Source organism: Arthrobacter sp. Y3221114, assembly GCF_059092625.1.
The window spans coordinates 125,855-144,087 of record NZ_JBNHHW010000001.1 but is presented as its reverse complement, the minus strand read 5'-3'; the positions used below and the strand labels follow the sequence as shown (position 1 = coordinate 144,087).

Here is an 18,233-nt window from a genome sequence, read left to right as displayed (position 1 = left end):
ACCGCTGCCTCCATCCTATCGGGTAGGCGGTTGGCAGGAACCGGAGCGCCGCCTGTGGCCTGCCTCACAGCCACAATCGCGGTGCAGCGGCCGCGGATGGTGAGGGAGGGTTGGGTGCGGCGCGAGGGAGGGCCGGGCGGGCACGCGCTCCCAGCTCAGCGGCGGCCCGGAGTCAGCACGGCGAAGGATTCCATGTGGTGGGTATGCGGGTACAGGTCGAAGACGCGCAGCGAGTCGAGGTTCCAGCCCAGCTGCAGGAAGTAGCCCAGGTCCCGGGCGAAGGAGGCCGGATCACAAGACACGTAGCCGACCACCCGGGGGTTCCGGGCGGCCACGGCCTGCACCACGGTCTTTCCGGCGCCGGCGCGGGGCGGATCAAGGACGACGGCGTCCATCGTGTCTGGCTGCGAGCGCAGCACCCGCTCCACCTTGCCCTGGACGATCTCGACCTGCCCGAAGCCGTGCAGGTTCTTGCGGGCGTCCTTGCTGGCGGCCGGCGAGCCCTCGATGGAAAGCACGTTGCCCGTGACCCCGACGGCGTCCGCCAACGGCGCCGTGAAAAGTCCGGCGCCCGCATACAGGTCGGCCACCCGCTCCCCCGCCCCGGGCGCAACGCCGTCCAGGACCGCAGCCGTCAACGTGGCCGGTGCCAGCCGGTGGATCTGCCAGAAGCCGTCTCCCGTCACCCGGTACTGGTGCCGCCCGCTGGTCTCGGCGACCCACGTGCGCCCCCGCAACCGGGTCAGCCGCCCTGGCTTGGGCTCCCAGGCGGCAACCGAAACGCCGGGTTCGATCCGTTCGGCGATCTTGGCCAGCCGTTTGGCCGTTGTCCCGGCGCCCGGCACCAGCAGCACCAGCGGAGTGCTCCCGTCGGCGGGCGCGGCCACCTCCACCCGCTCCAGCCCCGACAGATCAAGCTCCCACAGCCGCAGGTCGTTGACGCCGTCCGCGGCCAGCGGCATCTCCTGGATCGGTATCAGTTCGTCGGACCGGTGGGCGTGCATGGCCAGGCGCCCGTCTTGTCCCACGCCGAAGGCGGCGCGGGTGCGCCAGCCGAGTCCGTCGTCGTACTCCCCCGCCGGGGCTTCCACGGTGACCTGCCGTTCCAGTTTGGCCAGCCGTTGCAGCTGTTCGGCGAAGATCCGGCCTTTCAGCCGGCGCTGGGCGTCCAGCCCGATGTGGCCGAATTCGGCGCCGCCCACGGCCGGCCGTCCGGCTTCGGCAGCGGCCAACGCGTCCGCCGGCGCCCAGGGATGCTGCACCCGGTCGGGGGAGGCCTCCAACACCTCAACGGTGTCCGCCCGCCAGAAGCCAGCGTCCGGTCCGCCTTCGGTGACGCGTGCCAGCACCCGCTCCCCGGGCAGCGCGTGCCGGACGAACACCACCCGGCCGTCGTGCCGCGCGACGAAGTGGCCTCCGTGCGCCGGAGCGCCGATGGTCAGTTCGATCAGTTGCGGTGCGGGGTCGGTCATGAAAGCTCCTGGTAGCGGCGGACGGAATCGGAGGAAGCCAGCTGCCACGGCACGCTGGCCACCATGACGCCGGGCTCGAAGTGCAGGCGGGTCTTGATGCGCAGCGCGGTCTGGTTGTGGACCAGCTGTTCCCACCAGCGTCCCACGACGTATTCGGGGATGTAGACCACCACCAGTTCGCGGGGCGAGTCCCGGCGGATGCTCTTGATGTAGTCGATGATCGGTGTGGTGGTTTCGCGGTACGGGGAGGCGAGCACCGTGATCGGAACCGGGATGTTGAGCTTCTCCCAGTCGCGCAGGGTCTGCTCGGTCTGGTCGCGGTCGAGGTCCACCACCACCGCGTCGAGCCGGGACGGGCGCGAGGCCCGGGCGAAGGCAAGCGCCCGGAGCGTCGGCTTGCGCACGTGCGAGACCAGGATGACCGCGTGCACCCGTGACGGCAGCGCGGTGGTCGGCTGGTCCGGATCGATCGCGAGCTCACGGGCGACCTGGACGTAATGGCGGTTAATGCTGAGCATGACCAGCCCGAGCAGGACGATGCCGAGCACGGCCAGCCACGCCCCGAAAACGAACTTGCTCACCAGTACCACCACCAGCACGGTGACGGTCAGGATGAAGCCGACCATGTTGATGAACCGCGAGCGCACCATCCGGCGGCGCACCGGGCGGTGCGGGGTGGCCCGGATTTCACGCGACCAGTGCCGGATCATGCCCAGCTGGCTGCAGGTGAAGGAAACGATCACGCCGATCACGTACAGCGGGATCAGCCGGGTGACGTCCGCGTTGAAAACCAGCACCAACACCACGGCCGCGGCGGCCAGGGCCAGCACCCCGTTGCTGTAGCTGAGCCGGTCTCCCCGGGTGCGCAGCTGGCGCGGCAGGAAGCCGTCGGTGGCGAGGATCGATGCCAGCTGCGGGAAGGCGTTGAACGCCGAGTGGCTGGCCAGCACCAGGATCGCCGCGGTGGCCGCGACCGTCAGGTAGAAGAGTAGGGCGCCGTCGCCGAAGACCGTCTCCGCCAACTGGCTGAGCACCGGGGACTGGAAGTAGCCGGCCGGCAGCTGCCCGCCGTCCAGCCGCAGTTGGTCGGCGGGGACCTGCACCACCCGCACGTCGGTGGCCCGGGCCAGGTACATCACGGCCATGGTGATCACGGTTGCGGAGATGCCCAGCATCAGCAGCGCAAAGCCGGCGTTCTTGGCGCGCGGTTTTTCGAAGGCCGGAACGTTGCTGGCCGGTGTCTCCAGACCGGTGAGTGCCGCTGCGCCCGTGGAGAAGGCCCGCAGTACCAGCAGCGCGCCGGCCAAGCCGGTCAGGCCGGCCTCAAAACCGGGTTCCGGCACGACGTCGAACGCCGCACTGGGAGCCTCGCCAAGACTGCCGCTGAGGTCAAGGACGAACCCGGCCAGGCACATCAGCAGCACGGTGCCCACAAAGATATAGGTGGCGATCGCCACGGTGAGGCGGCCACGTCCCAGCCCCCGCAGATGGAGCAGGGCGAGGATCGCGATGCCGGCGACGGCCGCTCCGGGCTGCCAGCCCTTAAGCGCCGGGACGGCGGACACCAGATAGTGCGCCGCGGAGGACATGGACACCGCAACCGTCAGCACGTAGTCCAGCATCAGCGCCGAACCGACCGTAATGCCGGCCGGCTTGCCCAGGTTCTTGGTGGCGATCTCGTAGTCGCCGCCGGACGGATACGCATGGATGCTCTGCCGGTAGGAAGCCACCAGGACCAGCAGCACCACCATGACCGCCAGTCCGACCCAGGGCGACAGGGCGATCGCCGCAACCCCCGCCAGGGCCAGCGTGAGCAGGATCTCGTCCGGGGCGTAGGCCACCGAGGAGAGCGCGTTGGCGGAGAAGACCGGAACTGCCAGCCGCCGCGGCAGGGCGTCCTGCTTCAGCCGCTCGCTGCGGAACGGCTTGCCCACCAAGACGCGCTTGAGGGCATCGAGAAATGTCAGCACGTTTCGCTCGGCGACACAGGCAGCGAATGGGTCCGGATCTTCACGGCTTAGAGTCTAGACCGCCGGCCGGAAACTTCGGGGCAACAGGAACCCCGATCGACGATTTCATAGCCGCGGCACCATCGCGCGGGTTAGCATATGCGTGTGTGAATGTGCGCTGCATCACATTCACAATGCTGGGCCGATTGACCCAGTGACTGCTCGCTAAGGAGTCTTAGATGGGCAATGCCGCCGCCGTGATGACCGGCCTTAACAGCATCGAGATTCAGGAGCGCCCGATACCCGAGCCTGGTCGGGGCCAGGCCGTGATCCGGGTGGAAGCCGTGGGGGTCTGCGGCTCCGACGTCGCCTATTACCGCTACGGGAAGATCGGCCCGTTCGTCGTTGACGGCCCGTTCATTCTGGGCCACGAGGTTTCCGGCGAGGTGGTCGCCGTCGGCGAAGGGGTCGGCAACGTCCGCGTCGGTGACCGGGTGGCCGTGGAGCCGGGCACGCCCGACCGCAGCTGCGAAGAGTGCCGGGCGGGGCGCTACCACCTCTGCCCGAACCTGGAGTTCCTGGCCACCCCGCCCTACGACGGCGCACTGCTGCAGTACCTGGCCATGGACGCGCGCTGCTACTTCCCGATCCCGGATTCGATGAGCTACGAGGACGGCGCGCTGCTCGAGCCGCTGTCCGTGGGTTTGTGGGGCTGCCGGCGGGCAAACCTCCAGGCCGGCGACGACGTGCTGATCACCGGCGCCGGGCCGGTGGGCCTGCTTGCCGCCGAAGCGGCGCGGGCCCTCGGCGCCGGAAGCGTCACGCTCACGGACGTCTCCGACTACCGGCTCGGCGTCGCCCGCGACCACGGGTTCGCGGTGGAGAAAAGCGGAGCGGCCACGGCGCGGGGCTATGACGTGCTGCTGGAATGCTCGGGCGCCACCGGCGTCCTCGCCTCCGCGCTCGGCCGGTTGCGCGAGGCCGGGCGGGCGGCCGTCATCGGCCTGGCCAAGACCGAGGAGGTGCCGCTGCCCCTGTCCACGCTCAATTGGAAGGAGATCACGATCTCGATGGTGAACCGGTACAACAACACCTGGCCGCTGGGCATCGACCTGGTGTCCTCCGGCCGGATCAACCTGGAGGGGCTGGTCACGCACAGCTTTTCGCTGCCGCAGACCGCGGCCGCACTGGAAAACACCTCCACCGAACCCAAATCGCTCAAGGCGATGATCTACCCCCAGCGGCTCTGACCGCGGGTGCCGGAACGCACGAACGGCAACGCGGCACGCCACCAGTAAGAGGAGTTCCGATGAAGAAGAACACACGGGGAATCCTGGGCCTCACCACGGCCCTGTTTCTCGCAGCCGGCATGACTACTGCCTGCGGTGGCGGTGGCGGCGGCGAAGGCGGCGGCGGGACCGCAGGCGGGACCGCAGGCGGTGGCGGTGGCCAGGCCGAGGGCAAGATCGCGTTCCTGATGCCCGACCGGGCCTCGACCCGCTACGAGCAGCAGGACAGCCCGCTGTTCAAGGCCAAGGTCGAAGAGCTGTGCGGCGGCTGCGAGGTGCTGTACCAGAACGCCGACGGCGACGCGAACAAGCAGCAGCAGCAGGCCAACGCCATGATCACCCAGGGCGTCGAGGTCCTGGTCCTGGACCCGGTGGACAGCACAGCTGCCGCCTCGCTGGTTAACACCGCGAAGGGCCAGGGCATCAAGGTTGTCACTTATGACCGGCCGGTCCCGGACACGCCGGCGGACTTCTACGTCTCCTTCGACAACAAGAAGATCGGCAGCCTCATCGCCGAGGACCTGGTGAAGAAGCTGGACGCCGACGGCAAGGAGACCGGAGGGGTGCTGATGGTCAATGGCTCCCCCACCGACCGGGCCGCGCAGCTGATCAAGGAAGGCGCGCAGGAGGCCGTCGAGGCCAGCGAGCATGAAATCCTGGCCTCGTATGACACCCCGGAGTGGCAGCCGTCGAAGGCGCAGGACTGGGTGGCCGGCCAGATCACGCAGTTCGGTGAGGACATCACCGGTATCGTGGCCGCCAACGACGGCACGGCCGGCGGCTCCATCGCCGCCCTGAAGGCCGCCGGCGTCTCGCCGTTCCCGCCGGTCACCGGCAACGACGCGGAGGTCGCCGCGATCCAGCGGATCATCAAGGGCGACCAGTACAACACGATCTCCAAGCCCATCAAGATCGTCGCTGAAAAGTCGGCCGAAGTGGCGGTCCAGCTGCTGAATGACGAGACCCCCGAACCCGACGCGACGCTCTTCAATACCCCGTCAGCGTTGTTCGTGCCGACGGTTGTCACCAAGGAGAACGTCAAGGAAGTGATTTTCGACGGCGGCATCTACAAGCCTGAAGAAATCTGCACCGGTGAGTACAAGGCGGGCTGCGACGAACTCGGCATCAAGTAGCGCAGCCGCGGCCGGCGGTGCCGCGCCCACCGCGGCACCGCCGTCGTAAGGGAAGGGGAAGCAGTGTCCACTGTGTCAGCGGAACGGCCGGAGGCAACCGCTCCGGTCCTGTCCATGCGGGGCGTGAGCAAGCACTTCGGTGCCGTTGCCGCCTTGACCGACATTGACCTGGACGTCCACGCCGGCGAAGTCGTCGCCCTGGTCGGTGACAACGGCGCCGGGAAGTCGACTCTGGTCAAGATCCTCGCGGGCGTGCATCCGCAGGACGCCGGAACCGTGAACTTCGACGGCAGGGACGTGACCATCCACACCCCGGTGGATTCCATTCAGCTGGGCATCGCCACGGTGTTCCAGGACCTCGCCCTCTGCGACAACCTCAGTGTGGTCGACAACCTCTTCCTCGGCCGGGAGCTGGGCGCGTGGCGGTTGAACGAGGTGGAGATGGAGGTCCAGTCCTGGAAGCTGCTGCGCCAGCTCTCGGCGAAGATCCCTTCGGTCCGCATCGCCGTAGCCTCCCTCTCCGGCGGCCAGCGCCAGACCGTCGCCATCGCCCGGTCGCTGCTCGGCAGCCCCAAGCTCATCATCCTTGACGAGCCCACGGCAGCCCTCGGCGTGGCGCAGACGGCGGAGGTGCTGAACCTGGTGGAGCGGCTGCGTGAAAACGGCCTCGCGGTGATCATGATCAGCCACAGCATGCAGGACGTCAAAGCCGTCTCCGACCGCGTCGCGGTGCTGCGGCTGGGGAAGAACAACGGCACGTTCCGGATGAAGGACGTGTCGACCGACGACCTGATCGCCGCGATCACCGGCGCCACCGACAACGTCGTGACCCAGCGCGCCGCCCAGACCGGGGCAGCAGCAGCCGCGGCCGGCGGGGCGGGAAGCGACACTGGGGCCGAGGGGGCCGGGCTGGGCGGACCGGGCGGAGGCTCGCTGCCGCCCGGCCAAGCCGCAGGAAGCGCGGACAAACAGGGGTCCGGGGCAGCAGCACCGGAAGAAGGGACCGTACCATGACAACGAATCCAGCCGCCCCGGTCATCCCCGTGGCCACGGACCTGCAGGATGAACGGCTGATCCGGACCGAGGGCTTCAAGGGCGCCGTCAAGGTCGGGATCAACCGGGTTCGCGGCGGCGATCTGGGCGTGCTGCCCATCGTCGTCGGGCTGCTGGTCATCTGGTCCATCTTCCAGGTGCTCAACCCGTTCTTCCTCTCCAGCGCCAACCTGGTCAACCTGCTGCTGGAAAGCGCCGCCGTCGGAGTCATCGCGCTGGGCATCGTCTGCGTCCTGCTGGTCGGCGAAATCGATTTGTCCGTCGGCTCCGTCAGCGGCCTGTCGGCCGCGATCGTCGGCGTCACCTTCATCAAGCAGGACTGGCCGATCGGGCTGGCGGTCCTGACCGCGATGGCGGTCGGCGCCGCGATCGGACTGGTCTATTCGCTGGTCTACACCAAGTTCGGGGTGCCGTCCTTCGTGATCACGCTGGCCGGCCTGCTCGGTTTCCTCGGCCTGCAACTGTTCGTGCTCGGCGTCGAGGGCACCATCAACCTGCCGTTCGATTCCTTCCTCGTCTGGTTCGGCCAGCAGGCCTTCGTGCCGGGCTGGCTGTCGTACGTGCTGGCGGTCGTCGGCGTGGCCGGCTTCTTCCTCAGCCAGCTCACGCTCTCCCGCCAGCGGGTCAAGGCGGGCCTGTCCGGGCGGCCGATGAAGCTGGTCGTGATGCAGACAATCCTGCTGGCCGTGATCCTGCTGTTCGCGGTGTGGTACCTGAACCAGGCCCGCGGCGTCGGCTGGATGTTCGTTTTCTTCGCCGCCCTGGTGCTGGCGATGCACTACGCGTTCACCCGGACCCAGTGGGGCCGCTCCGTCTACGCCGTCGGCGGCAACCGGGAAGCGGCCCGGCGGGCCGGCATCGCCGTCAACCGCATCTACGTGTCCATCTTCGTCCTGTGCTCGACGTTCGCGGCCGTCGGCGGCATGCTGGCCGCCGGCCGGCTGGCCGCCTCGGCGCAGAGCAGCGGCACCGGGGACGTGAACCTGAACGCCATCGCCGCCGCGGTGATCGGCGGGACCAGCCTGTTCGGCGGCCGGGGCTCGGCGTTCTCCGCCCTGCTGGGCATCCTGGTCATCCAGTCCATCTCCAGCGGCCTCACCCTGCTGAACCTGGAGTCCTCGTTCCGCTACATGATCACGGGCCTGGTGCTGCTGCTGGCCGTGATCCTCGACGCCGTATCCCGCAAGTCCCGCACGTCGCACGGCCGCGCCTAGTGGCCGGCCGCCGGAGCGACATGTTCCTGGGCATCGACATCGGCACGGGCAGCAGCAAGGCGGTGCTGGCGGACGCCGGGGGCAGGGTGCTGGACAGCGCGACGGCCGCGCACGACGTCGCCTACCCGCGGCCGGGCTGGGCGGAGTTCGACGCCGAGGGCGGGGCGTGGGCGGAGGTGGTGCGGCTGTGCCGGGAGCTCTTCTCCCGGAACGACGCTGGGGCCGTCGCCGGCGTCTGTGTCAGCGCGATGGGTCCCAGCCTGGTGGTCACGGACGAAAACCTGGCCCCGTTGCGCCCGGCGATCCTGTACGGAATCGATGCGCGCGCCGTCGTCGAAATCCGCGAGCTTACGGAGGAGTTCGGCGCCGAGGCGATCTTTCGCGATGCGGGCAAGGTCCTGTCGTCCCAGGCCGTGGGACCGAAGCTCCGCTGGCTGCGCAACCGGGAACCGGAGGTCTTCGCCCGTGCCCGGAACTGGCACAGCCTGAACTCCTTCATTCTGGCCAGGCTGACCGGCGAGCTGGTGTTGGACCACCACACCGCCAGCCAGTGCGATCCGCTCTACGACGTTCGCGGCAACCGGTGGCATCCGGAGCGGTACGACGCCGTCGCCGGCCACCTGCCGAAGCCCCGGCTGGCGTGGCCGGCCGAAGTAGGCGGCCGGGTCCACCGCCGGGCGGCCCAGGCGACGGGGCTGCCCGAGGACGTGCCGGTCTGCGCGGGCACCGTCGACGCCTGGGCCGAGGCGTTCAGCGCCGGCGTCCGACAGCCCGGCGACCTCATGCTGATGTACGGTTCCACGATGTTCTTCGTCCAGGTCCTCGGGGAGTTCCGCGCCGAACCCAAGCTCTGGACCACGGCCGGGGTGGACCCGGGGTCCCTGACGCTGGCCGCGGGGATGTCGACGTCGGGGAGCCTGACCACCTGGCTGCAGCGGCTGTTCGGCGACGTCCCCTTCGAGCAGCTCGTCACGGAGGCCGCCGCGGTGCCGCCGGGATCCGACGGGCTGCTGCTGCTGCCCTACTTTGCCGGCGAACGGACGCCCGTCTTCGACCCCGACGCCCGCGGCCTGATCACCGGCCTGTCGCTGCGGCACGGACGCGGCCATCTGTTCCGCGCCGCGTATGAGGGCATCGGCTTCGGCATCCGGCAGATCCTCGAGTCCCTGGAGAACGCCGGCGAACCGATCCGGCGCGTCGTCGCCGTCGGCGGCGGCACCAAGGCCAGGCTCTGGACGGAAATCGTCAGCAACATCAGCGGGCGCGAACAGCTGGTCCCGGAACAGGCCATCGGTGCCAGCTACGGGGACGCGCTGCTCGCCGCCATCGGAACCGGGGCCGTGCCCGCCGGGACCGACTGGGCCCGCACGGCGGCGACGGTGAAGCCCGATCCGGCGACCGCCCCGCTCTACGAAAAGCTCTACGCCACCTACCGGCTCCTGTACCCGTCGAACCGTGAGCACATGCACGTGCTCGCCGCCCTGCAGGAGCCCGCGGCCGGGTAGGCGGCCGCGGGCTGCCCGGCAGCCGCCGGCCCTGTTTCGAGCCCCTGCCCCCGTCATGACATCGATGGACCGGTTCAGCGTTATGGTTGCAGTACATTTGATTCCCGCTGTTGCAGCGGGTGCCGGAAGGACGTGGATGGCGCACTTTGTGATCATGGGCTGCGGGCGCGTGGGCGTGACGCTGGCCCACACCCTGGAAGACTCCGGGCACAGCGTGGCCATCATCGACCAGGACGACCGGGCGTTCCGGCGGCTGCGCTCGGGATTCACCGGCCGCAAGGTCACCGGCGTCGGGTTCGATCGGGACACGCTGCGGCACGCGGACATCGAGAACGCCTACGCCTTCGCTGCCGTTTCCAGCGGCGATAATTCCAATATCCTCGCCACCCGGGTGGCCCGCGAGACCTTCCACGTGCCGCACGTCGTGGCACGCATTTACGATCCCGGCCGCGCCGAGATCTACCAGCGGCTCGGCATACCCACGGTGGCCGCGGTGCGCTGGAGCGCCGATCAGGTGCTCCGGCGGATCCTGCCCGAACAGGGCATCAAGGGCGATTTCCGTGAGGCCTCCGGACGCCTGATCCTGGGTGAGGTGCAGCTGGACGACGGCTGGGTGGGCCGGGAACTGGCCGAGATCGAAGCCGCCTCCGGCGCCCGGGTGGCCTATCTGACCCGTTTCGGCGAGGGAATCCTGCCCGCCCGCGGCACCCGCTACCAGAAGGGCGACATAGTCCACGCCATGATGGCAGTGGATTCGACGTTCGAGATCGACAGGATCCTGTCCAAACCCCCGGTGGAGGAGTCCGAATGAGGGTGGTCATTGCCGGAGCCGGCAGCGTTGGATCGTCGATCGCGCGCGAGCTGCTCTCGAACAACCACGACATCCTGCTGATCGATCCGAAGCCCGAGGTGATCGGCCGCAGCGGGCTGAAGGGCGCCCGCTGGCTGGTCGGCGACGCCTGCGAGATCACCACCCTGCGTGAAGCCCGGCTGGAAGAAGCCGACGTGGTGGTCTCGGCTACCGGCGACGACAAGGTGAATCTGGTGGTCTCGCTGCTGGCCAAGAGCGAGTTCGGCGTCGGCCGCACGGTGGGTCGCGTGAACAACCCCAAAAACGACTGGATGTTCGACGATTCCTGGGGCGTGGATGTTGCCGTGAACACCCCGCGCCTGATGACGGCCCTGGTAGAGGAAGCGGTGGAGATCGGCGACCTGGTGCGCCTGCTGACTTTGCAGAGCGGCGTCGCATCCATGGTCGAGTTCACCGTTCCCGCCGACTCGGCGTTGATCGGTCAGCGGCTGGGCTCCATCGCCTGGCCGCAGGATGCGACGGTGGTGGCGATCCTGCGCGACGACGCACCGATCACGCCGAGCCCTGACGACGTGGTCGAGGGCAGCGACGAGCTCTTCTTCATCACCACGATCGCCGCCGAGGACGATCTGCGGGCGGTCCTGACGGGCCGGCCCGCAACGGCGGCGGCAGACTAGTTCACTCGGCCCGGCTCGCCTCAACGGAGGCCGGGCGGGAGACCAGCCAGGCCAGCCACAGCCCCAGCGCGTACAGCGGGACGCCCATGAGCAGGCGGGTGGTGCCCAGCGCCACCAGTCCCTCCTCGCCCATCAGGTAGAGGGGAAGCTGCACCGCAAGCCGCAGCAAGAGCACCGCCATCACGATCCAGGTGGCAATGGTGTACGCCTTCAGCCGCTTCGGCTCCTTCCGCCATGCCGTGCCCTCGCTGCGGATCAACCCGAAGATCAGGCCGAGCACCGGCCACCTGACGGCCACCGACACCAGCATGACCAAAATGTAGGCGGCATTCGTGATGAAGCCCCAGACGTAGAAGTCCTCGGCCCGGCCCGTGGAGTTGGCGACGAAGGCGCAGATGGCAACCCCCACCAGGCCGGAGAAGGCCTGCGTCACGGTGCCTCGCTGCACCAGTCGCAGCACGGTGAAGGCGGCGGCGGCCGCAAGCGCCCCGATCAGCGCGGGGCCGAGCTCCCGGCCGATGGTGAAGACCACCAGGAAGATCACGCCCGGCAGGATGCTCTCGGCCAGCCCGCGGACGCCGCCAACGGTCTTCAGCACGTCGATCTGTCCGTCGTCGGTACGGTGGACCGCGGCGCTTGCGGCATAGGCGCCGGCGAGTGCTTCGGCTTTGTCCGGGCGCCTGTTGCTTGGTTCTCCCGCGGGTTCCGGACGTGCGCCGGGCGGCTGCCCGGCGCCGGCCGGCGGCACGATGTGCTGCGGACCGGAGTCCGGCTGCTGGTCTGTCATGGGTCAATTCTCCAACGGACTGAGGATCTCGTAGCGCGGGTTGTAGATGGTGGCGGTTCCTTCCACCCTGAACAGCATGCCCTCGAAGGCCAGCCGGATACCCGCCGCGATGCCGGGGACGCGGCGCTGCCCCAGCCAGACCAGCCGGACCCGCGGGTGCCCGCCGTCGCGGGATTTGCCGGGCTCCTGCTGGCCCGCGTCGGTGATGACGGCGGCAAACCGCGGCGGCTGTCCCGGCGGCGCGATGGTAATCGCCTCGACCAATCCCGTGCCGGCCACTTGGCCGCGCTCCGGCAGCCGCGCGATGGCGCTGTCCGCGGCGCCGCGATGGACGCGGGAGCGGTCAGCCAATCTCGGTGATCTCCGGCCCCCGCTCGGGCGCGGTCAGCCCGGGGTTGTGCGGCGCGCCGGCCGGCGGCTGGCCCGGGACGCCCTTGGGCATCTTGAGCTGCAGCAGGTCCTTGGGCGGGAGCGGCTGCGTGCCCCGGACCACCACGGTGGAGCGGAAGAGTTCCTCGAGGTCGGCGGCCTTGGCCCGGTCCAGCGCCGCGGGGCCGCCGATGACGCCGCGCAGGAACCAGCGCGGCCCGTCGACGCCGAGGAAACGGGCCACCCGGAAGCCCGTCTTCCCATCAGCGGTCTGTGCCGGCAGCTTGGCCACCACCTCGGTCCCCATCGGTCCGTCGATCTCTTGGACGGTGCCGCCCTGCGAGCCCACGGAACTCGCGATCTGGGTGCGGATTTCCTTCCACAGCCCCTCGGATTTCGGCGCGGCAAATGCCTGGAGCTGCAAGTTGGAACCGGCCAAATCCAAGGTCACCGCGACAACCCGCTTGGACTTTTCCTCCACCTCCAGCCGCAGCTGCAGGCCCTCCCGGGGGCGGACCTTCAGCGCACCCAGGTCCAGGTAGCCGTCCCCGGTGTCCTGCTCCGAGTCGTCGTAGGGACCGTTGCGGCGGGGCCCGCTGTCCGGCGCCGGCCGGGTGGCTTCCTCGCCGGGTGCGGCCGCGTCGGCTTCCGGCACTCCGCCGTCGTCCTGGTTCTTCTTCTTGGAACGCCCAAATGCCATAACGTGAGATTCCTCTTCCTCCGGTACTGCACCGGGTTGCTCAATGTCTGCGCTGGGGATGCTGCCTCCGCGGCCAGGCCTGCACGTGCGAGGGCACGCCGCCGCGAGGAGCTAGCCGGCGCCGAACCCTCCGGTGGATCCGAACCCGCCGGCCCCCCGCACCGAGTCCGGGAGTTCGTCGACGCGTTCGAACGCGGCCGTCTCCACCTTCTGGATGACCAGTTGCGCGATCCGGTCCCCCCGCTTGAACGTGAGCGTTTCACTGGCATCGGTATTCAGCAACGTGACCGCTATTTCGCCCCGGTAACCGGCGTCCACCGTGCCGGGGGCGTTGACGATGGTCAGTCCGTGCTTGGTGGCCAGCCCGGAACGCGGATGGACCAGGGCAACATACCCGTGCGGCAGCGCCAGCGCCACGCCCGTCGGCACCAGGACGCGCTCGCCCGGAGCGATCCGGAAATCGATCCGGCTCCGCAGGTCGGCCCCGGCGTCCCCCGGGTGGGCGTAGGCGGGCGGTTCCAGCCCGTCGTCGAGCATTTTCAGCTGGACCGTCAGCGTTTCAGTTGTCTGCTGCACTCGTGATCGTTTGTCCTTGCGATTGCGGATGTGGCGGGAAAATGGCGGCCGCCAAGGGCCTGGCCCGCTGAGATATTCCGCACATCACTCTAGCGCCTTTTCAACCGTGGCGCCCGCGGGCGGGCAGGCTTCCGGGGCCCCGCCGGGAGCAAGGTGAAATGCCTGCCAAAAGGTGAAAAGCTGAGTCCATGACACAACCCGCGACCCCTGCAGGCGGCTCCGGTCCCGCCGGCGGTCCTTCTTCCGTGACCCACTTCGATGAGCGGCTCTGGCCCAACTTCTGGGTCTGGCTCATCGCCGCCGGCACCGCCGCCGCGGTCATCGTGATGCTTGCACCGATCAGCATCACCGCGGGCATCATTGGCGCCGTCGTCGCCGCCGTCCTGCTGGCGGTCCTGCTGATCGCTTCCACGCCGCGGATCCTGGTCACCGATACGATGCTGCAGGTTGGCCGCGCCCAGATCGAGCGCCGCTACGTGGGCCGGGTGGAGGCCTTCACCGGCGAGGCGGCCACCGAGCAGCGCGGCCCCAAGCTGAACGGCACCGCCTACATGTGCCTGCGCGGCTGGATCGATCCGGTGGTCACCATCGAAATCACCGACGAAACCGACCTGACCCCTTACTGGATCGCCTCCACGCGCCGGCCGCAGCAACTCGCCGCGGCGCTGAACCGTCCCGCGCCGGACCCGGCCTAGCCGCAGCTACCCCTCGCAGTCCCGGCAATAGAGCAGCCCGTCCTTCTCCTTGGCCACCTGCGACCGGTGGCGGACCAGGAAGCAGGAAGCACAGGTGAACTCGTCCTGCTGGGCCGGGAGGACGCGGACCAGCAGTTCCTCGCCGGACAGGTCGGCGCCGGGCAGCTCGAACCCCTCGGCCGCCTCGGCCTCGTCCTCGTCGACGACGGCGGACTGGGTGTCGGTCCGCCGGTGCGACTTCAGCTCTTCAATGGACTCCTCGTGGGTCTCTTCGTCCGGCTTCCGCGGGGCGTCGTAGTCAGTGGCCATTGTTGTTTGCTCCCACTCCGGTGGTCGAGTCCAGTTTCACGTCAGACCCCCGGTTCCGGGACGCGTGCCCCATGCCTGACGATCTGTGCACAGGCTCAACGCATTCGCCGTCTGATTTGTGCCCGTGACGCGAAGATTCTTGCCGATTTCCGTGCGCCTGCCAAACCGCGGGGTTCGAAGGGCATCCACGGCGGCCTTCGGAAATGGCGCCCGGTCAGGGCGACCTTGGCCACAAACACCGCGCCACACCTGCGAAAACAATAGGAAAAGCCCGCTATGGGTGGCAGAGTTTCAGGCATAAAGTGTCGTCTGGTGGAGGGTTTTCATGCAGGATCTACGGCTGGTGGGTGTCCATGAGGATGGCGAACATCTGCTGTTGAGCGCAGGTGGGGACGACTACCGTCTGGCCATAGACGAAGCCTTGCGCACAGCGGTCTTCCGACCCACAACCACCCGCGCTCCCGGTGCCGGCGAACCGTCGGACGCCGGTTTGTCACCCCGCGAGATCCAGGCGCGCATTCGTGCAGGCGCCACTGCCGAGGAGGTCGCGGCCGAATCGGGCCTCGACCTTGCACGGATCCGGCGCTATGAAAGCCCGGTGCTCGCGGAGCGCCACTACATCGTCGAGCAGGCCCGCAAGGTCGAAGTCGCCGGCCCGCTGCCCGGCCACGACGGTTACCGTTCGGCCTTCGGCGATGAGCCTGCCACCCTGGGTGAAATGGTGGACCACCGGATCCACGCCTTCGGCATCGATCCCGAGTCGATGGTCTGGGATTCCTGGCGCCGCAGCGACGGCAGCTGGGAAATTGTGGCGTCCTTCACCGCCCCGGCCGCCCCCGCCACCGACTCCATCGGGGAAGAACCGCCCGCGCGCTGGGTCTTCCAGGCAGCCCGCCGCACCATCCAGAATGCCAACCGGTGGGCGCAGCAGCTGAGCGAACTCGAAACCGTGGACGGCCCGGTACCCGCACGCCGGCTGAAGGCCGTCACCGACCACGTCTTCGACTTCGAAGCCGACACCGGGACCGACCCGGACCTCGATCCGGCCGAGCAGCAGGACGGCGGGCAGGACGGCGAGCAGTCCTCCGAGTCGGACGAGCTGCTGGAGGTGTTGCGCTCCCGCCGGGGCCAGCGGCTGGGCGTCGACGAAGACGCCGACGACGCGCTGGCCCTGATGCTCACCCACGGCCCCATTCCGGCGGCCCACCCGCGCGAATCGTTCCAGGAAGCGGACGATTCCGGCGACGAGTCCCCCGGCGCGCGTCCACGGGCCGGCTTCCCGTTGACCCTGGCTCCGGCCTACGACGACGGCTCGGCCTCGTCGCTGGAATTGGGGCACGGGATCAGCACCCACACGCACGAGATCACGCTCTCCGGCGCGCCCGGATTCCTGCGGGACCAGCCGGCCACGGAAACCGGCGGCGACGTTCGGGAGGCGGACGAAGACTCTGCCGGCGAAGCCGACGACGTGCGCCTCGAGACCGGCGGCGCGGAGGAAACAGGGACGGCCGACGACCGGATCGAGTTTGCGCGTCCTTCCACCGCACCAATGAAAACCGTGGAGAACGGCAACGCAGCGGCCGCGGACCAGGCCCGGACTGCGCAGGCCGGGGCGAAGGCCGCCGCCGACCCCGAAACCAAAACCACGGACGCCCGGCAGGCCGATCCGGCACCGGAACCGCCCAAGCGCGCCATCAAGCCGAAGCGCTCCAGCGTTCCCAGTTGGGACGAAATCGTCTTCGGCACCAAGCACGACTGACCTGCCGCCCGGCGGCAGCCAAGATCCGGCCGGTGCGCGTTCCGGCGGCCTCCCGTTAGTGGCGGGCGCGGATTCCTAGCGCCGTTTGCCCGGAGCCGCCAGCGTCAGCAGGGGCACTTCCCGCTCCGCCCTGGTCAGCGAGCCGTGCTGGCCGACAACGGACAGCGCGGTCTCCGGAACGCGCCGGGTGTCGTAGAACGCCACGGGTTCGCGGGCGGCCACCATCAGGTCTCCGATGCGCGGCAGCACCCGCGGGTCGACTCGGCCGAAGAACCCGCGGCTGACCGCTTCTTTGCGGGTGAAGACCCAGGCCTGCTTCCCGTATTCCTGCAGCCAGGCACGGGCCACCTGTTCGCGCTGGCCGTCCGTGGCGTCCGGTTCAAAATAGAGGTGCACCAGGCGCGGTTCGCCGCCGGTGTGCCGGACCCCTGCCACCAGGGCCGGGTCCGCCGAGTAGTCGAAACGAAACTCCTCGGCCACGTCCAGCATGCCGTGGTCCGCGGTCAGCAGCAGCAGCGTATCGGCCGGAAGCTGCCGGGCCAGGCGGCGCATGTCCGAATCAAGTTCCTCCAGCGCGTTCCCCCATTGGGCCGACGCCGCACCGAACCGGTGGCCCGCCTTGTCCAGTTCGTTGAAGTAGAGGTACACCAACGCCCGGTCCGTAGCCGCCAACGCTTCGGCCGCGGCCTGGGTCCGGGCGTGGCCGGTGGCGCCGGGCACGAACCTGCTGCCGCGCAGCGCCGCCCGGGTCATGCCCGATTCCGCGAACCGAGGCAGGCTGACGGTGGTGACCGGCAGCTGCGCGGCCACCCGTTCAAACACCGTCGGATACGGTTGCCACACCTGCGGATCCACCCCGGGGTCCCAGCCTCCGAGCTGGTTGACCACCTTGTCCTGCCCGGGGTCGAGGACGTCGTAGCCGACCATGCCGTGCAGCCCGGGTGCCAGCCCGGTCCCCAAACTGGCGAGGGACGCCGCCGTCGTCGACGGGAGGGCGCTGCCGAGGGTGCGCGAGTTGTCCATGGCCTGGCGCAGGAAGGGGGCGTGTCCGCCGCGCTGCTTCAGCAGCGCCTTGCCCAGCCCGTCCACCATGACCACGCACACGCGCCGCGCCGGCGGCAGCTGCAGCTCGTTGTCGAAGCCCTCGGCGCCCAGCGCGGCCGCGGCGCTGGTCATGACCTCGGCGAGGGAGTTGCGGCCGTAGCCGGGGGCAGCCGGAAGCGGTTCCTGTATCAGGGTCACGCAGTCAGTCCCGCAGGTCAGCGGCCGTGGTGGCCGCGGACCAGGCGGTTGCCGATGCGCGGGCGCTGCTGCACCGGGCCCGGCGCCGCGGCGGGTTCCGGGTGGCTGGTACTGACCTTGCGCAGGGCGCGGGCAAAGTCCTTGGCGTTCTGGACCGCCTGCAGCCCGTCGGCCTCCGCGCTGACCCGCAACACGATGTCTTCCTGGACGATGTTGCCGGTGTAGCCGTGGTCGGCGTCGCACTGCGGATCGCCGCACCCGGCCGGGCCCATGTCCAGCCGCTGGCCGCCGGACCAGGCGATGGCCAGGGTCAATTCGCGGGCCTGGTCGGCCGAGGTGTAGTTCTGCGGCTGGGCGTAGACGTAGCTGAGCACCACGGAGCGGATCTGGCTGACCGGGACCGACTCGGTGGAAATCTGCGCCACCATCTGCTCGCCCTCGTCGTCCAACTGCTGGTCGTCCACGTGGGTGATCACCAGCATGTCCTCGGTGAGCACCAGCACGGTGATGTGCCGGTGCACCTCGTTGCGGTCGAAGTGTGTCTCCAGGTGCACCAGGTGGGACAGCGGCTCGCGCTCGTCCAAAGCGTCGTGGACCACGTCGGAAACCAGCAGCGGGTAAAAGCCTGCCCGGTTGAGGGCGTCATCGAGACTGCGGCGTTCGGCCGTCGAAAGGGGGCTCATGTGTTCCATA

Annotated in this window: 18 protein-coding genes; 9 read left to right on the top strand and 9 right to left on the bottom strand. The window is 69.2% G+C overall.

The genetic code is table 11. The features are described 5' to 3' along the window. Positions 1-155: 155 nt before the first annotated feature. Positions 156-1,472 (bottom strand): class I SAM-dependent RNA methyltransferase, encoded by a 1,317-nt coding sequence (locus tag AC5RV3_RS00610; RefSeq protein WP_494120526.1) that lies wholly within the window; start codon positions 1,470-1,472, stop codon positions 156-158. Continuing rightward, positions 1,469-3,442, bottom strand: coding sequence for an APC family permease (locus AC5RV3_RS00605; RefSeq protein ID WP_494120525.1), 1,974 nt, complete (start codon positions 3,440-3,442; stop codon positions 1,469-1,471). Before AC5RV3_RS00605 ends, AC5RV3_RS00610 begins: the two co-directional genes overlap by 4 nt. A gap of 218 nt (positions 3,443-3,660) precedes the next feature. Here AC5RV3_RS00605 and AC5RV3_RS00600 point away from each other — a divergent pair, with 218 nt between their 5' ends. From AC5RV3_RS00600 to AC5RV3_RS00570, 7 genes are all read left to right on the top strand, one after another. Continuing rightward, complete coding sequence (locus AC5RV3_RS00600; RefSeq protein WP_494120524.1) at positions 3,661-4,671, top strand: NAD(P)-dependent alcohol dehydrogenase; 1,011 nt, start codon at positions 3,661-3,663, stop codon at positions 4,669-4,671. A 59-nt stretch (positions 4,672-4,730) separates the two neighbouring features. Further along, complete coding sequence (locus AC5RV3_RS00595; RefSeq protein WP_494120523.1) at positions 4,731-5,843, top strand: ABC transporter substrate-binding protein; 1,113 nt, start codon at positions 4,731-4,733, stop codon at positions 5,841-5,843. A 114-nt stretch (positions 5,844-5,957) separates the two neighbouring features. Beyond that, complete coding sequence (locus AC5RV3_RS00590) at positions 5,958-6,857, top strand: ATP-binding cassette domain-containing protein (RefSeq protein ID WP_494112601.1); 900 nt, start codon at positions 5,958-5,960, stop codon at positions 6,855-6,857. Beyond that, complete coding sequence (locus tag AC5RV3_RS00585) at positions 6,854-8,110, top strand: sugar ABC transporter permease (protein WP_493987414.1); 1,257 nt, start codon at positions 6,854-6,856, stop codon at positions 8,108-8,110. Before AC5RV3_RS00590 ends, AC5RV3_RS00585 begins: the two co-directional genes overlap by 4 nt. A 20-nt stretch (positions 8,111-8,130) precedes the next feature. Further along, positions 8,131-9,615 (top strand): FGGY-family carbohydrate kinase, encoded by a 1,485-nt coding sequence (locus tag AC5RV3_RS00580; RefSeq protein ID WP_494120522.1) that lies wholly within the window; start codon positions 8,131-8,133, stop codon positions 9,613-9,615. A 136-nt stretch (positions 9,616-9,751) separates the two neighbouring features. Beyond that, positions 9,752-10,426, top strand: a complete 675-nt coding sequence (locus tag AC5RV3_RS00575) for a potassium channel family protein (protein WP_493977903.1) — start codon at positions 9,752-9,754, stop codon at positions 10,424-10,426. Continuing rightward, complete coding sequence (locus tag AC5RV3_RS00570; protein WP_493987417.1) at positions 10,423-11,103, top strand: potassium channel family protein; 681 nt, start codon at positions 10,423-10,425, stop codon at positions 11,101-11,103. Before AC5RV3_RS00575 ends, AC5RV3_RS00570 begins: the two co-directional genes overlap by 4 nt. A gap of 1 nt (position 11,104) precedes the next feature. On the opposite strand, the gene AC5RV3_RS00565 is transcribed toward AC5RV3_RS00570, so the two are convergent. The 4 genes from AC5RV3_RS00565 to dut form a co-directional block, all read right to left on the bottom strand. Then, on the bottom strand, positions 11,105-11,890 hold the full coding sequence (locus AC5RV3_RS00565) for a DUF3159 domain-containing protein (RefSeq protein ID WP_494120521.1): 786 nt from the start codon (positions 11,888-11,890) through the stop codon (positions 11,105-11,107). 3 nt (positions 11,891-11,893) lie between these two features. Beyond that, positions 11,894-12,241 (bottom strand): single stranded DNA-binding domain-containing protein, encoded by a 348-nt coding sequence (locus tag AC5RV3_RS00560; protein ID WP_494120520.1) that lies wholly within the window; start codon positions 12,239-12,241, stop codon positions 11,894-11,896. Then, positions 12,234-12,959, bottom strand: a complete 726-nt coding sequence (locus tag AC5RV3_RS00555; protein ID WP_494113706.1) for a DUF3710 domain-containing protein — start codon at positions 12,957-12,959, stop codon at positions 12,234-12,236. The genes AC5RV3_RS00560 and AC5RV3_RS00555 overlap by 8 nt, the downstream gene beginning before the upstream one ends. A gap of 111 nt (positions 12,960-13,070) precedes the next feature. Further along, on the bottom strand, positions 13,071-13,535 hold the full coding sequence (gene dut, locus AC5RV3_RS00550; protein ID WP_494113707.1) for a dUTP diphosphatase: 465 nt from the start codon (positions 13,533-13,535) through the stop codon (positions 13,071-13,073). Between the two features lie 188 nt (positions 13,536-13,723). Between dut and AC5RV3_RS00545 the strand changes: the two genes are divergently transcribed. After that, positions 13,724-14,230, top strand: coding sequence for a DUF3093 domain-containing protein (locus AC5RV3_RS00545; RefSeq protein ID WP_494120519.1), 507 nt, complete (start codon positions 13,724-13,726; stop codon positions 14,228-14,230). A gap of 6 nt (positions 14,231-14,236) precedes the next feature. Here the strand turns inward: AC5RV3_RS00545 and AC5RV3_RS00540 are convergent, their stop codons facing one another. Next, on the bottom strand, positions 14,237-14,539 hold the full coding sequence (locus tag AC5RV3_RS00540) for a DUF4193 domain-containing protein (RefSeq protein ID WP_493987423.1): 303 nt from the start codon (positions 14,537-14,539) through the stop codon (positions 14,237-14,239). 325 nt (positions 14,540-14,864) lie between these two features. Between AC5RV3_RS00540 and sepH the strand changes: the two genes are divergently transcribed. Further along, positions 14,865-16,298 (top strand): septation protein SepH, encoded by a 1,434-nt coding sequence (gene sepH, locus AC5RV3_RS00535; protein WP_494120518.1) that lies wholly within the window; start codon positions 14,865-14,867, stop codon positions 16,296-16,298. Between the two features lie 75 nt (positions 16,299-16,373). Here sepH and AC5RV3_RS00530 read toward each other — a convergent pair whose 3' ends face one another. Together AC5RV3_RS00530 and AC5RV3_RS00525 are read right to left on the bottom strand one after the other, a co-directional pair. Next, on the bottom strand, positions 16,374-17,474 hold the full coding sequence (locus AC5RV3_RS00530; protein WP_494120994.1) for an alkaline phosphatase family protein: 1,101 nt from the start codon (positions 17,472-17,474) through the stop codon (positions 16,374-16,376). A gap of 83 nt (positions 17,475-17,557) precedes the next feature. Beyond that, entirely contained in the window at positions 17,558-18,232 is a 675-nt protein-coding gene (locus AC5RV3_RS00525; RefSeq protein ID WP_494113710.1) for a DUF5998 family protein, read from the bottom strand. Position 18,233 lies beyond the last annotated feature (1 nt).